The 14,596-nt window shown below is 58.4% G+C and carries 15 protein-coding genes and 1 pseudogene; 9 read left to right on the top strand and 7 right to left on the bottom strand.

Annotation, left to right across the window (positions count from 1 at the left end; all coding sequences use genetic code 11):
- Window positions 1–78: 78 nt before the first annotated feature.
- From QMX84_RS13745 to QMX84_RS13710, 8 genes and pseudogenes are all read left to right on the top strand, one after another.
- Window positions 79–897: a carbon-nitrogen hydrolase family protein gene (locus tag QMX84_RS13745; RefSeq protein ID WP_282364035.1), complete on the top strand. Its 819-nt coding sequence runs from the start codon at window positions 79–81 to the stop codon at window positions 895–897.
- A 125-nt stretch (window positions 898–1,022) separates the two neighbouring features.
- Complete coding sequence (locus QMX84_RS13740; protein ID WP_282364034.1) at window positions 1,023–2,348, top strand: APC family permease; 1,326 nt, start codon at window positions 1,023–1,025, stop codon at window positions 2,346–2,348.
- Between the two features lie 101 nt (window positions 2,349–2,449).
- Window positions 2,450–2,719 (top strand): type B 50S ribosomal protein L31, encoded by a 270-nt coding sequence (locus QMX84_RS13735; protein WP_048367004.1) that lies wholly within the window; start codon window positions 2,450–2,452, stop codon window positions 2,717–2,719.
- Window positions 2,720–2,883: 164 nt separating this feature from the next.
- Window positions 2,884–3,161 (top strand): annotated as a pseudogene (locus QMX84_RS13730) (type II toxin-antitoxin system RelE/ParE family toxin).
- An 8-nt stretch (window positions 3,162–3,169) separates the two neighbouring features.
- Window positions 3,170–3,475 (top strand): HigA family addiction module antitoxin, encoded by a 306-nt coding sequence (locus QMX84_RS13725; RefSeq protein ID WP_048367001.1) that lies wholly within the window; start codon window positions 3,170–3,172, stop codon window positions 3,473–3,475.
- 130 nt (window positions 3,476–3,605) lie between these two features.
- Window positions 3,606–4,010 (top strand): NUDIX domain-containing protein, encoded by a 405-nt coding sequence (locus tag QMX84_RS13720; RefSeq protein ID WP_282364033.1) that lies wholly within the window; start codon window positions 3,606–3,608, stop codon window positions 4,008–4,010.
- Window positions 4,011–4,031: 21 nt separating this feature from the next.
- Window positions 4,032–4,670: a LysE family translocator gene (locus QMX84_RS13715; RefSeq protein WP_048367000.1), complete on the top strand. Its 639-nt coding sequence runs from the start codon at window positions 4,032–4,034 to the stop codon at window positions 4,668–4,670.
- A 15-nt stretch (window positions 4,671–4,685) separates the two neighbouring features.
- The gene (locus tag QMX84_RS13710; RefSeq protein ID WP_123751453.1) at window positions 4,686–5,195 is read left to right on the top strand and encodes a GNAT family N-acetyltransferase; all 510 of its coding nucleotides are present in this window, start codon (window positions 4,686–4,688) and stop codon (window positions 5,193–5,195) included.
- Window positions 5,196–5,211: 16 nt separating this feature from the next.
- On the opposite strand, the gene metR is transcribed toward QMX84_RS13710, so the two are convergent.
- From metR to QMX84_RS13675, 7 genes are all read right to left on the bottom strand, one after another.
- A complete protein-coding gene (metR, locus tag QMX84_RS13705; RefSeq protein WP_048385979.1) occupies window positions 5,212–6,129 on the bottom strand; it encodes a transcriptional regulator MetR in 918 nt (305 codons plus the stop codon).
- Window positions 6,130–6,278: 149 nt separating this feature from the next.
- Window positions 6,279–7,670 (bottom strand): sigma-54 dependent transcriptional regulator, encoded by a 1,392-nt coding sequence (locus QMX84_RS13700; protein WP_282364032.1) that lies wholly within the window; start codon window positions 7,668–7,670, stop codon window positions 6,279–6,281.
- Window positions 7,667–9,430 (bottom strand): HAMP domain-containing sensor histidine kinase, encoded by a 1,764-nt coding sequence (locus QMX84_RS13695; protein ID WP_282364031.1) that lies wholly within the window; start codon window positions 9,428–9,430, stop codon window positions 7,667–7,669. The genes QMX84_RS13700 and QMX84_RS13695 overlap by 4 nt, the downstream gene beginning before the upstream one ends.
- Window positions 9,430–10,554, bottom strand: a complete 1,125-nt coding sequence (locus tag QMX84_RS13690) for a GNAT family N-acetyltransferase (protein ID WP_282364030.1) — start codon at window positions 10,552–10,554, stop codon at window positions 9,430–9,432. The genes QMX84_RS13695 and QMX84_RS13690 overlap by 1 nt, the downstream gene beginning before the upstream one ends.
- 15 nt (window positions 10,555–10,569) lie before the next feature.
- Window positions 10,570–11,436 (bottom strand): alpha/beta fold hydrolase, encoded by an 867-nt coding sequence (locus QMX84_RS13685; RefSeq protein WP_282364029.1) that lies wholly within the window; start codon window positions 11,434–11,436, stop codon window positions 10,570–10,572.
- Window positions 11,433–12,827 (bottom strand): aminotransferase class III-fold pyridoxal phosphate-dependent enzyme, encoded by a 1,395-nt coding sequence (locus QMX84_RS13680; RefSeq protein WP_153327219.1) that lies wholly within the window; start codon window positions 12,825–12,827, stop codon window positions 11,433–11,435. The genes QMX84_RS13685 and QMX84_RS13680 overlap by 4 nt, the downstream gene beginning before the upstream one ends.
- Window positions 12,820–13,515 carry an MtnX-like HAD-IB family phosphatase gene (locus QMX84_RS13675; protein ID WP_282364028.1) on the bottom strand — a complete coding sequence of 232 codons (696 nt, stop codon included), beginning with the start codon at window positions 13,513–13,515 and terminating at the stop codon, window positions 12,820–12,822. Before QMX84_RS13675 ends, QMX84_RS13680 begins: the two co-directional genes overlap by 8 nt.
- A 226-nt stretch (window positions 13,516–13,741) precedes the next feature.
- Here QMX84_RS13675 and QMX84_RS13670 point away from each other — a divergent pair, with 226 nt between their 5' ends.
- A complete protein-coding gene (locus QMX84_RS13670) occupies window positions 13,742–14,500 on the top strand; it encodes a MipA/OmpV family protein (RefSeq protein WP_282364027.1) in 759 nt (252 codons plus the stop codon).
- Window positions 14,501–14,596: the final 96 nt, after the last annotated feature.

Here is a 14,596-nt window from a genome sequence, read left to right as displayed (position 1 = left end):
CCGCCGCGTGATTCCCTGGCAGGTTGTGGCTAAGCATACTGCGCCAACGAGAACACTTATAAAAGAACGGGAATACCCATGAAGGTCGAATTTGCTCAATTGGCAGGCCGTGACAACGGTACCGCCTACAACCTTGAACGGGCCCTTGCGTCCATTGCAGCGTGCGCGGCCGACACACAGTTGATCGTGTTCCCGGAAACGCACCTGATGGGTTTCCCCTCTGCCGAAACAGTAGCAGCGGTTGCCGAGTCTATCGACGGCCCGACTGTGCAGGCCATTATCCAGGCGGCTCAAGCGCGCAACATTGCCGTGGTCATCGGCATGGCCGAAAACGACGACGGCAAATTCTACAACACCACGCTGATGATCACCCCCGAAGGCGTGGCCTTGCGTTATCGCAAGACCCACCTGTGGGCCTCGGACCGTGGCGTATTCAACGCTGGCGACCGCTACAGCACCTGCGTGTGGAACGGCGTGCGCGTCGGCCTGCTGATCTGCTACGACATCGAGTTCCCGGAAAGCGCCCGTGCCCTGGCGCAACTGGGCACCGAACTGCTCATCGTCACCAACGGCAACATGGACCCGTACGGTCCAACGCACCGCACCTCAATCATGGCCCGCGCCCAGGAAAACCAGGCGTTCGCGCTGATGGTCAACCGGGTGGAAGAGGGCGATGGCGGGTTATTGTTCGCGGGCGGCAGCGCCCTGGTGGACCCATTCGGCACGCTGCTGTTTGAAGCAGGGCGTGAAGAAGGCCAATTCCGCGTAGAGCTGGATCTGGCGCAATTGAAAGCGGCTCGCAAGGACTACCGCTACCTGGACGACCAGCGCTTGAAATTACCGGGTGAGGTAATCGAGCGCGCTGACGGGACACGGGAACTGTTGATCCCAGCGTAATTGGGACGCGGAGCGTCCAAGGCGACCTTCCTGCGCTGTGCGCGGGAAGGCTCGACCATAAAAAAAATCAGCTTCACCGACTTTCAGTTCTGCCATAAAACCAATAATCGCGCGGAGATTCACCCATGGCTCGTTTGCAACGCACCCTGTCGCTAGGGTCGGTGGTGCTGTTTGGCATCGCCTATATGACACCGATCATCGTGCTCGGCACGTTCGGCATCCTGGCGCAATCCACCGGCGGCATGGTGCCGGCCGCGTACCTGGCCGCCCTGGTGGCGATGTTCTTCACCGCCATGAGTTACGGGCATATGGCTTCGGCCTTCCCGGTGGCCGGTTCCGCTTACACCTATGTGCGCAAGGCCATTAGCCCCAAGCTTGGCTTCATTGCCGGTTGGGCGGTGCTGCTCGACTACCTGTTCTTGCCAATGGCCATCTGGCTGATTGGCGCTGCGTACCTGCACTCGGCGTTCCCTGCGGTGCCGCAGTGGATTTGGGTCTTGGCCTTTATTGGCATCACCAGCCTGATCAACATCGTTGGCCTCAAGCTGGCCAACGGCGTCAACGCCTTGCTGATGTTGGTGCAAGCATTGGTGCTGATCGCGTTTGTGGCGCTGTGTGTGCATTACATCGGCGGTGACGCGAGCAAGCCGTTGTGGACCATCGAACCGTTCTTCAATGGCCAGATGCAAATGCCGTTGATCATGAGCGGTGCGGCCATCGCCTGCTATTCGTTCCTGGGTTTTGATGCGGTGAGTACCCTCACTGAAGAAACTCGTGACGCACGTCGAACCATTCCACGGGCAATCATGCTGATCACCTTGATCGGCGGGCTGATCTTTGTCGGCGTGTCGTACTTCGTGCAGATCGCTCACCCGTCGTTCCAGTTCGCGGACGTCGACTCGGCGGCTTACGAGATTGCCCGTAACATCGGTGGCGACCTGTTCGTCTCGGTCTTCATGATTGGTTTGATCGTCGGCCAATTTGCCTCGGGCCTGTCGGCTCAGGCCAGTGGTTCGCGCCTGCTGTTTGCGATGGGCCGTGACGGTGTATTGCCCAAGTCGTTCTTCGGCACCCTGCACGCCAAATACGGCACGCCGGTGAACAGCATTCTGCTGTGCGCTGTGGTTGCCCTGCTGGCGCTGAAACTGGACGTGACCACCTCGACGTCGTTCATCAACTTCGGCGCGTTCCTGGCGTTCACCCTGGTGAACCTGTCGGTGATCTTCCACTACTGGATCGGCGGCAAAAATCGTGGCCTGCGTGAAGTCGTGCTGTTCCTGGTGTTCCCGACCATCGGCCTGCTGGCAGACCTGTGGCTGATGATCAGCCTTGACCACCTGGCCATCTACCTGGGCCTGACCTGGTTGGTGATTGGCTGTATCTACCTGGGTTTCCTGACCCGCGGCTTCTCCAGGCAACCCCCGGAAATGGACTTTCAGGAAGCGTCCTGATAAGCCTTGGGTCTAACCTTATTGCAATCGGTTCTCGTTTGGGTGAATTTGCTGTGTTACTGTATAACACATCAAAAACACCCAGACGCCCCGGAGGCTTTATGAGACCTGGTATCCATCCCGACTACCGCACCGTACTGTTTCACGACACCGCCGCTGACGTTTTCTTCCTGATTGGCTCCACGGTCGACACCGATCGCAGCCACACCCACAGCGACGGCAACACCTACCCTTACGTGGCCCTTGACGTGTCCAGCGCTTCCCACCCGGTGTACACCGGCCAGCAGCGCAAGACCCAGTCCGAAGGTCGGATCGCCGGGTTCAACAAACGCTTCGCTACCTTTGGCTCAGGCAAAAAAGCCGAAGCGTAATCAGGCCAGCTGATTTACCTCAGGGCCGTCTCAGATGATGAGGCGGCCCTTTTTTATGGCTGCTATTTACGCGGACCGTCTGTCGCGGGTCGACTTTTCGTACATCGAGTGTTGGGGGATTAAGAGTACAGTGATTATTAACGAATAACGTTAAGCGTTAAATTATGATAAAAAGCTTCAGATGCGCAGACACCAGAATCTTTTTTGAGACCGGCCGAACCCGACGGTGGCTCGCAATAGCTTCGGTGGTTGAGCGAAAACTGACCATGCTGGACGCTGCCCTTGAACTCGCCGATTTGCGCTCGCCACCTGGAAACAGGTTAGAGCCACTGTATGGGGATAGAGAAGGCCAATACAGTATTCGAATCAACGGTCAGTATCGGATCTGTTTTTTTGGGGCCCCAACGGCGCGGAAAATGTCGAAATTGTGGACTACCACTGAGGTGAATCATGTTTAAAAACGGCATGCGGCCCATACATCCCGGGGAAATTCTCAAGGAGGAGTATCTGGATCCGCTTGGCCTGACAGCCGCTGCACTGGCGCGAGCCTTACGGGTTTCTGCACCGACAGTGAATGAAATTGTATTGATGCGTCGTGGCATTAGCGCAGATGTGGCGTTGCGCCTGGCTATCGCCTTGGACACGTCGGCGCAATTTTGGCTGAATCTGCAAACAGCTTACGACCTTCGCACCGCTGAAATTGCAAAAGGGGCGCAGATTGAAAGAGAAGTCGAGAAAGTAGTCCATTGCGCCTGACGAAAAGAACACCGCAGTCAGTCAGGAGGCGGTTCAGTGTGTTGAATACAGCGCTCGACAATGCATCGGTTGTGGTCGACTTGAGACTCGTGTGATCCTTGCCGCCTTTGTGTTCAAGGCGCCTTTTTTCATGTCCAAAACCATCCGTATTGCTGCTGCTTTATTGATCGAGCCCAATGGCCAGACCCTGCTCGTACGCAAGCGCGGCACACAGGCTTTCATGCAACCCGGCGGCAAGATTGATGCAGGCGAGCAGCCTGCCGAGGCCTTGGCCCGTGAGCTGCACGAGGAACTTGGGCTGATCATCGAGCCCACGGACGCCGTGTACCTGGGTAACTTTTCGGCAGCAGCCGTCAACGAGCCGGGATATACCGTGGAGGCCGAGTTGTTCCAGGTCACCATCGACGAGCCGGTTACCCCGGCCGCCGAGATTGAAGAGGTGCGCTGGATTGATCCGGCAACCGATGGCGATCTGGTTCTGGCGCCCTTGACACGTGACCTGATCCTGCCGTTTTATCGCCAATCGCTGGCCTGATATCACACCCAAGGATTGCCCATGATTCCTGCTCATGACCTGCTGATTTTTGCTGCGGCCTGTTTGCTGATGGTGCTGACGCCTGGGCCGAACATGATTTACCTGATTTCACGTTCGATCTGTCAGGGGCGTAAAGCAGGGATCACTTCCCTGGTCGGCGTAGTGGCCGGTTTCTTCGTGCATATGTTTGCTGCGGCAGCGGGGCTGACAGCCGTTTTTCTGGCCGTGCCGATGGCGTATGAGGCATTGAAATGGGCAGGCGCGCTGTACCTGTTGTGGATGGCCTGGCAAGCCTTGAAACCTGGGGCGCGCTCGCCGTTCGAAGCGCGTGACCTGGCGCCGGACTCAACGCCAAAGCTGATGCTGATGGGGTTTATGACCAGTGTGCTGAACCCCAAAGTGGCGATGTTTTACCTCTCGATATTCCCGCAATTCATCACCCCTGAGCATGGCTCGGTGTTTATCCAGAGCCTGGTGCTGGGCTTTACTCAAATCACTGTCAGCTTCAGCGTTAACCTGCTGATCGCTTTGTTTGCTTCCGGTATCGCCGTGTGGTTTGCGCGTAACCCCACGTGGTTGATCGCGCAACGTTTTGTGATGGGTTTTGTATTGGCGGGGCTGGCGATCAGGCTGCTGTTGGAGCAACGTAAAACCGTTTGATTGGGACCCACCGTAATGGCTATTGAACTGCTTGATCCCTCCTACGCCAAGGCTTATCGCCAGTTGATGCTGGAGGCGTACTCGCTGCACCCTGAGGCCTTTGTGTCTGGTATTGCTGACCGTGAGAAATTGCCGCTGAGCTGGTGGGAAGGGCAATTGGATGACGAGTTAAGCGCCCTGTTTGGTGCTTTTATTGACGCGCAACTGGTGGGCATTATTGGATTGGCGTTTGAGCCCTGGGAAGACGCGCAGCACAAAGCCACGTTGTTTGGCCTGTACGTACCCCACGCCTTTCGCGGGCAAGGGGTGGGCGAGCAACTGGTGCAGGCGGTGCTGTCGCTGGCCGAACAAGAACCTGATATCAAAGCGGTTGAACTGACCGTGAGTGCCAGCAGCACGGCGGCGCTGGCACTGTATCGGCGTTGTGGTTTTGAGCAATCGGGGCTGGAAGACAGTGCGATTCGGGTGGGCGACGACTATTACGACCGGGTGCATATGCGGCGTCTGACGACGCCCGAGGAATAACGGCAGGAGCGGTGCTTTATTTCACTGCGCTTACGCCATCCAGCGTCGAGAACGACGTGTCTTTTGCGGTCAGCAAGAAGTCGCGCATGTAGGGCGCATCCAGCATGTCGGTGCGCACGGCGGCATACAGCGTGGCGAACAAGCCTTTCTCACCCAGGCGCTTGGCCTGCACATAGCCCCGTGAGCTGTATTCATGCAGCGCCCAATGAGGCATTCCGCACACGCCTCGGCCACTGGCCACTAACTGCATCATCATCACCGTCAATTCAGATGTCCGCACGTGCGCCGGTTCAATATCCGCAGGCTCAAGGAAGCGGGTGAAGATGTCGAGGCGGTCTCGCTCCACCGGGTAGGTGATGAGGATTTCTGTGCTCAGGTCTTCCGGCACGATAAACGGCTTGCTGGCCAACGGATGTTGGTTGGCCACTGCCAACATGGCTTCGTAGGTAAACAGCGGCACGTAAGTCAGCCCGGCGATTTCTTGCGGGTCAGATGTCACCACCAGGTCCAGATCACCCCGTGCCAACGCGGGCAAAGGCGCGAAAGCAAAGCCCGACGCCAGATCGAGTTCAACCTCAGGCCAGGCATCGCGGAACTGGTCGATGGTGGGCATCAGCCACTGGAAGCAACTGTGGCATTCAATCGCCATGTGCAAGCGCCCGGCGGTGCCGCCCACCAGCCGCGTGATATCGCGTTCAGCCGCACGCAGCAATGGCAGCATGGCGTCAGCCAGTTGCAGCAGGCGCAACCCGCCGCTGGTGAACCGCACGGGTTTGGTCTTGCGCACAAAGAGCGGCATGCCCATGCGCTCTTCCAATTCTTTGAATTGATGAGACAGCGCCGATTGAGTCAGGTGCAGGCGCTCGGCCGCTTCAACCAGGCTGTCGGACTCGCGTAAAGCGTGCAGGGTTTTGAGGTGACGAATTTCCAGCACGGTGACTCCATGAGTAAACTTGATGATCAACACGAAAGCGTTGAGTTTGTCTCATGTTGCCGTGGGTGTCGATGGTTGAACTGGCTACCCTGTAGGAGCGAGCTTGTCTCGCGATCTTTCAAAAATTAAAAGATCGCGAGGTCATGCGCTTACCTGACAATCTTGTCGACATGAATATCAAGCTTTTTCAGGCGATACCAAAAGCTGCGCTCTGAAATCCCGATCAATTGCGCGGCCGCTGCCTGCACGCCTTGGGCTTGTTGTAAGGCGGCCAGGATGTAGGTCTTTTCAACCTCGGCCAGGGCGGCTTCGAGGTCAGGCGGCACGCAGACTTCAGGGGTCAGCAAACTGCTGTTCTGCAGCGGCTGGGCACTGAACAGGTAAGGCGGTAAATCGCTGTCTTCGATGGTGCTGCTCTGGGCCACGATGGTGGCGCGTTCCACGCAGTTTTGCAGTTCGCGAATGTTCCCCGGCCAGTTGTATTGCGTCATTGCTTGCAAGGCGCTCGGGCTAAAACCGCTGATCCGTTTACCTGCGGTTGCACCCAGGTTGTGGGCAAAGTGCCGCGCCAGCGGGCCGATGTCTTCAACGCGCTCGCGCAAGGCGGGCAGCGGGATCGGGAAGACGTTCAAGCGGTAGTACAAGTCTTCGCGAAACTCTTTGTTGGCCACGGCTTCCAGCAGGTTTTTGTTGGTCGCGGCAATCACCCGCACGTCTACTTTACGTTCCCGCGGGTCGCCTACGGGTTCAATCACCCGTTCTTGCAACGCGCGCAAAATCTTGGCTTGCAAGGCCAACGGCATGTCGCCTACTTCATCGAGAAACAACGTGCCTTTGTCGGCCTGCATAAAGCGCCCGACGCGATCGGCCACCGCGCCCGTAAAAGCGCCTTTGCGATGGCCAAACATCTCGCTTTCCAGCAGCCCTTCAGGAATGGCCGCACAGTTGACCGCGACAAAGGGCTTGTCTGCTCGGCTGCCATGCCGATGGATGGCGCGGGCGACCATTTCTTTTCCGGTGCCGCTTTCGCCGGTCAGCAAGATGGTGGCGTTGCTGTCGCGCACCGAGTCGATGGCTTGCAGGACTCGACGAAAACTCGGGCTTTCACCCACCAGGCTGTCTATGTGCTGGTGTTCGTCGAGTTCGGCGCGCATGCGCGCGTTGTCGCGCACGATGTCGCGAAACTGCAGGGCTTTGCTGACGGTGATGTCGAGCTCGTCGATGTCGAAGGGTTTGGCGATGTAGTCGTAGGCACCGTTACGCATCGACTGTACGGCGTTTTTCACCGTGCTGTAGGCGGTCATCACGATCACCGGCAACTGCGGGTAGCGCACTTTGACCTCGGCCAGTAACTGCGGGCCGTCCATGCCGGGCATGCGCCAGTCGCTGATCACCAGGTCAATGTCTTCCTGCTCAAGAATGGCCAGGGCTTGCAGGCCGTTGCCAGCGGTGAACACGTGAACGTCGTTCTGGGTCAGCGCCGAGCTGAGCAGGTCACAGAGTTTGGGCTCATCGTCGACTACCAGTACGTTATGGCTCATGACTCATCCCCTCCGTGGGCCGGAATATACAAGTTGAAGGTGGTACCAGCGTCTTTTTCGCTGAGGCATTCAACACGGCCGTCATGGTTTTCCAGGATCGAAAAGACTTTGGGCAAGCCCAAGCCGGTGCCCGAGGCTTTGGTGGTAACAAATGGGGTGAAAATGCGTTCGATCATGTCAGCTTCAATACCTTGGCCTGTATCGATAATGCTCAACACGGTATCGCCGTTGTCGTCCTGCGCAATGCGCAAGGTCAGGTAGCCACCGTCCGGCATGGCGTCAATGGCATTGATGATCAAATTCAGGCACGCCTGTTTCAACTGCCGGGCATCGGCATACAGAGTCGCACCGGGGGCCTGATCGTCGATCTGGGCCTCGATCTTGTGGCTCTTCAGCTCGGGCTCGCAGAAGCCCAGGATGTCTTCGACCAATGGCCGCGCCAGTTGCTGCGAGCGCACCGGGGCGCTGGGTTTGGCGAAGTCGAGGAACTCGGTAATGAGTTCGTTGATGCGCGTGACTTCACTGACCACGTATTCCAGATGGCGCTTGTCGGTCTCGCCCAGGTCGGCCCGGCGGTGCAGCAACTGGGTGGCGGTTTTAATGATGCCCAGCGGGTTGCGGATCTCGTGTGCCAGGCCCATGGCCACTTCGCCCAGGGCATGCAGGCGGTCGCGCCGACGCAGTTGGCCTTCGAGGTGTTGTAACTCGCCCAGGCGCGCAGTCATGTGGTTGAAGGTGCTGCTCAACTCGGCCAGCTCATCGTGCCCTGAGACCGCGACGCGCTGGTTGTAATCCCCCGCCGTCACTGCGCGCACGCCTTCGGACAAGGCGCGCAGCGGCCGCGTCAGGCGCTCTGATACCAGCCAGCCGACGGTCAGTGACAGCAGCGAACCGAGCAGAAAAATCAGCGCAAACAGGTTGGTCTGATTGACCAGTCCGACGAGGCTGGAATGGCGCAGCAGGCCGCTGTAGATCACGCCTTGCAACTCGCCGTTGTCGTTAAGGATGGGCCAGTACAGACCGCTGTAGCGGCTGGTGAATTGTTCGCTGGGCAGCTTGGTCTCACGCAGGGTTTTCTCGATGCTGTGGGAGAGCGTGGGCTTGTGTTCATCAAAATGCTGGCTGGAGAAAATCTCGGCAAAGCCATTGGCATTGGACAGGTACAGGCGCAGGTCGAGGGAGTGCACATCCGCCACGCTGGTCAGGAAGCTGCTGTCCATGAAGGTCGCCACCAGCAGTTGGAAGTCCTCGCCGTCTTGAGCGGTAGGAAACGTCGACACCACGGTGCCGGTCGGTACGCCGCCGACATTGATGGTCTGCAAGACGGCGTTGGGGGCCAGGCTGATCTGGTCGACGATGTTGTCGCTGGCGGTGCTGAACACCACTTTATGGTCGCTTGTGCGAATCAAGGCCACCACGTCAATGCCCATCGCGTCGGCGATGTCGGCGGTGAGTTTGTCGTGGCGAATGGCTTTGTTGGAAGACGGCGGGTGGGTGTATTGCTGGAACAACTTGGCGACGCGGGCGTTGTCCTGAAGGATCTCGCTGATTTCGTCTTTGACGATTTTGGTCGACTCCTGCAGCCAGACCCGCACGTTACTGTCGAAAATCTGCGACAGGGTGGTGGCGGCCAATTCTGCGGCAATCATGGTCGGTACGACGCTGACCAGCCAAAAAGCCAGTACCAGTTTGCGCTGCACCGTCCAGCGCGACACTTTGAAGGGCTGGGGTTTGCGCGAGGATTCAGGCGTGATGGGCATTATGTCTCGCTTATCGCGGCAGCCAGAGCAGGGTCGTGGCGGTCTGGGCGGATGAACAGTTTGACCAGTTTGAGCACGCCATTGATCAAGCGGTTGCGATGGCGGAAGAACAGGGTGTTGTTCTGAAACGTGCAACCCAGGCGAATCTTGCTGGCATAGCCTGCCTGACCACATTCGTATAAGGCAATGTTGTTGCGAATACAGTAGTCGACATTCACTACCCAACTCCTGAAATACAAGTTGTACTCGCGGCTGAGTGCCAGGTCATGCCCAAAAAACTTGTCGATCAACCGATGCTCGTCGATCAGCACCAGGTTGAAGGCGACCAGGTGGTCGTCGACCCAATACAACACGCACAGCGCCCGGTCACCCAATTGCTCGAGAATACCGGTGAAATAAGCAGGCGGTAAGCGTTCAAATTGCAAATCACTGCGTTCGAGGGTGGCTTCGTACAAGCGCATGACCTCGGGCAAGACGTCGTCGATATTGTTGCGCCATTCCACCCGCGGTTCTGGCGCCCGCAGCTTGCGGCGCATGTCTTTACGCGTCGATTTACCCAGAGAGCCGAGGTAGCTGTCGACCGAGCCATAGGGCACCGGGAGCATGGCGCTGGGCAGGCTGGGCATGGATTGAAAACCCGCCGCCTTGCAGCTGTGCGCCCAGTCATTGTCGTTACTGGGCACGTCTTTCACGGCAATCAGGCCGATGCCCAGTTGGGCGGCGTCGCTGTGGGCCAGCTTAAGGAGTTGGGCGAGCAGGGCGGGGCGTTCGGAGGCGGCAATGTGGCTGGCCGTGCCCGCGCTGCATTGTTCTGTCACCGGCGAGCCGATGGCATACAAGTGTAAGTGCATCAACCCGGGCATCACGCGATTCAATTGCTCGGTAAAGCGTTTACCGATGCCTTGAACCGTGGTGTCGAGCCGATAGCGGGTGGTGAATGCGGTGGCCGCTGCAATCAAGGTCGAGCCTTCGAACAGCGTCAGGTAACGCCATTCGAAGCCCTCGATGCCGGCTTTTTCGACCGCCATGATGTAGTCCCAATCCTCCAGAGCATCTGGGAAACAGTCATTCCAGGCCTCGCGCTCGATGGCCTGGAGTGATGAAAAGGCGTGGGCAGTAATCATGAGGCGTCCTTGGGGTCAGGCTTGTTGCAAATACTCAATCGGTTGCGCGGTGACGTTGCTGTTCTTTTTTACGAAGGCGGCACTCAACTCGATCACGCGGCGGTATTGCAGGTCGACGGTGATCATGTGGTAGCAGTTGTCGAGCAACACTTTGGTCACTTGGCCGCCCAAGTGGCGCTCCACGTAATCGGCGTTCCAGCGGCTGGTGATGTCGTCTTCGATGGAGTGCAGCACCAGCGCAGGCGTGGTGATCAACGGCATGCGTTTTTTCACCACAGCGTTCATCCGGTGCAGTTCGCGCACGGTCACGCCTTCCATCGTCAGCAACCCGGCATTGCTGCTTTCGCCGGCTTTCATCTGGCGCTCGACAATCGCCCGCAAGCGCTCGTTCTTGATGCCGTAAGGCGGTTTTTCTTCAAAGCTGCACAGGTGCACACCGCCCGGAATTGCCATCAGCAGCGGGGTCAGAAAAGCCAGCTTGTTGATGCTCCAGCCGTCGTAACGCAAGGTGGTGGAATACATCAGTAAACCGGCGACCTGTCCGGGGTGTTCGGAGGCCACGTACATCGACATCACGGCGCCCATCGACAAGCCGCCAACGAACACCTGCTGGTGACGTTGGCGAATGCCGGCGAAGGTTTTGCGCACGCCTTCGTACCAGTCTTGCCAGCCGGTGGCTTGCAGGTCGCTGTTGTCACCGCAGTGCCCGGCCAGGGTCGGTACGTACACCGTGCACGTACCGTCTTTGGCCAGGCCCTGGGCCACCCGACGGAGTTCCGTCGGGGTGCCGGTGAGGCCGTGGATCAACAGGATCCCGACCTCACCTGTGCCGAGAACGAAACCGGCGTCGCCTTCGCCCAGATCGATCTCTGACGCGTTCACCGTTTCATCGCCCGGTGCAGCAGGCGGTCGAGCAGGGCCAGGCCCAGGTCGATTTCTTCGTAGCTGATTTCCAGCGACGGGGCCAGGGTGATGACGTTTTTGTAGTAGCCGCCCACGTCCAGAATCAGACCCAGACGCTTGCCGTCGATTTCGATGTCGCCCTTCATACCTTCTTCAACCATGTAGTCCAGGGTTGCCTTGTCTGGCGTGAAGCCGTCCGGGCCGCAGATTTCGCAGCGCAGGGCCAGGCCCAGACCGTCGACGTCGCCGATGATCGGGTAGCGTTTTTGCAGCTCTTGCAGGCCTTCCAGGAAGTATTTGCCCTTGGCCATGACCATCGCGCCGTAGTCGACTTCGCTGGTCATTTTGAACATTTCCAGGCCCACGGCGGTGCCCAGCGGGTTGGAGGCGAAGGTGGAGTGAGTCGAACCTGGCGGGAATACCTTAGGGTTGATCAGCTCTTCACGGGCCCAGATGCCGCCCAGCGGGTTCAGGCCGTTGGTCAGTGCCTTGCCGAAGACGATCACGTCAGGTTTGACGTCAAAGTGTTCGATCGACCACAGCTTGCCGGTACGCCAGAAGCCCATCTGGATTTCGTCGACCACCATCAAGATGCCGTGTTGATCCAGCACTTGCTTGAGTTCGCGGTAGAAGTTCATCGGTGGAATCACGTAGCCGCCGGTGCCCTGGATCGGCTCGACGTAGAACGCCGCGTATTCGCTTTGACCGACTTTCGGGTCCCACACGCCGTTGTATTCAGTTTCGAACAGACGGGCGAATTGCTGTACGCAGTGGCTGCCGTATTCTTCTTTGGTCATGCCTTTAGGGCCGCGGAAGTGGTACGGGAACGGGATGAAGTTGGCACGCTCACCGAAGTGACCGTAGCGGCGACGGTAGCGGTAGCTCGAGGTGATCGAGGACGCGCCCAGGGTACGGCCGTGGTAGCCGCCTTCGAAGGCGAACATCAGGCTTTTGCCGTTGCTGGCGTTACGCACCACTTTGAGGGAGTCTTCGATGGACTGCGAACCGCCGACGTTGAAGTGCACGCGACCGTCGAGGCCGAACTTGTTTTTGGCGTCGACGGCGATGCGTTCCGACAGCTCGATCTTGCCTTTGTGCAGGTATTGGCTGGCGATCTGCGGCAGGGTATCGATCTGTTGTTTCAGCGCGTTGTTCAGGCGTGGGTTGGCGTAACCGAAGTTAACCGCCGAGTACCACATTTGCAGGTCGAGGTAAGCCTGGTCTTCGGTGTCCCAAACGTAGGAGCCTTCGCAGCGGCTGAAAATACGTGGTGGCTCGATGTAGTGAACGGTATCGCCATACGAGCAGTACTTGGCTTCTTTTTCTAGAAGAATCTGGTCTTCAGCGGTAGCGATTCGAATATCAGACATGATTGAAGAGTTCCTGCTGGTCACGAGAGTAATGAGGGGCGTTAGCGGCGTTGCTTGGCAATTTGGCGAGCAAGGCCGGGAGTTCAGCGAAAGAGTCGAAGCGTGCGTACGGGATGCCGTTGCGCTCGCAGTGGTCGGCCAGGCTGTCTTTGGCAAACACGAAGTCGGCGGTCGAGGCCACGCACATATCGGAACGGCCATCGCCAATCACCAGCACGCGTTTGCCGCCGGGCGTGGACTTGCATTTGCAGTTGCCCGAGGCGGCGCGGCAGGCGTCGCTGGAGTAAGGGAAGTCAATGCGCCAGCTGTTCTGGTCAACCTGACGCAAGCGGTTGGCGAGGATCGGCAACAGGGTTACGTAGTTGCGTGCCAAGATGCGCGCAATGCCTTGTTCGATGCCGTCGCTGACCACTTCCAGGGTCGCGCCTAGGCTGATGACGTGATCAACGAAGTCCGGGAAGTCCGGGTCAATCTCCACCGTATCGAAGTAAGCCAGCAATTCGGCTGGCGAGGCTTTGACCAGCGACAGCTGGCGGCTCAGGCATTCACGCGAACCGATTTCACCTTGCACCCATTGTTCTTCGATCGTCTCCCAGCTAGGGTCAGCGAAGCGTTGAAGAATGTTGTCGATGACGTCGGTGCGGGTAATGGTCCCGTCGAAATCACACACGATATGCCATTGCATCATCTGCATTGTCCTGTTGAGGAGAGGCGCTGTTTGCGCATAAACAGGTAATTGCATTGACTGTGCCAACTTGCCAAAGCCCAGCGGGCGCGGGTCTTGGCGGCGGGTGCGAGCAAATTGGCGTTGTGGAGCTACAATTTTTGTAGCTCGCTACAAACAACATCAGTGCTTGCGTCGATCGGCCAAAAAAGCGATTGATGCGCGCATGAATTTCTATGGAACCCGTTTTATGAAAACGCCTTTGTCTGCTTTTGTGCTGTTCACCTTGCTGAGCGCCGGTGCGCACGCGGCCGATGGCCCCAGTGGAGAAGTGGGCGCAGGAGTGGGCTATCAGCCCTACGACCCGAGTGGCAGCCGCTATCAGACAGTGCCGCTGCCGTATTTCGATGTGGACTGGGGCGATTTCAGCCTGGACACCGACGACGGCCTGACCTGGAACGCGCTCAACGCCAATGGCTGGACGGCGGGGCCATTCATCAACTATTTGCCGGGGCGTAATGCCAACGGTTCGCTGCGCGGCTTGCGCGATGTGTCTGACATGGCTCAACTCGGCGGCTTCGTTCAATACAGCCCGGCTGACTTCTGGCGTCTATATGTGCAGGTGGGCCAGGCGGTGGGCGCCGCTGGCGGGCAGGGCGGCGTATTGGGCCAGGTGGGCGGCGAGTTGGGCTACCCGCTGGGCTTCGGGATTATTGGCAGCAGCCAATTGTCAGCGCACTTTGCCGATGGCCGGCAAATGTCGACCTTCTTTGGGGTCGATGCCAGTGAGGCGCAGGCGTCGGGCATTGCGCGGTACAACGCCAGCGGCGGTTTCCAGAATGTCACCCTGACCCAGAACTTTGAATTCCCGCTGGCGCAACATTGGTCGCTGGTGGCCAGCGCGAGCTGGATACGCCTGGTCGGCTCGGCGGCCGACAGCAGCATCGTTAAAGAACTGGGCGATGTGAACCAGGGCACAGTACAAACAGCGGTGAGCTACAAGTTCTAAACATGTAGCCGCTGACGAGGCACGAGGCTGCGATGCGGGCCGCAGGACCGCCGTCTGGAGGTCGCTTCGCAACCTGTCGCAGCCTCGTGCCTCGTC

The sequence above is a fragment of the Pseudomonas sp. PS01297 genome, from assembly GCF_029959305.1.
Classification (GTDB): Bacteria; Pseudomonadota; Gammaproteobacteria; order Pseudomonadales; family Pseudomonadaceae; genus Aquipseudomonas; species Aquipseudomonas helleri.
This window is presented reverse-complemented; position numbering and strand designations above follow the sequence as displayed.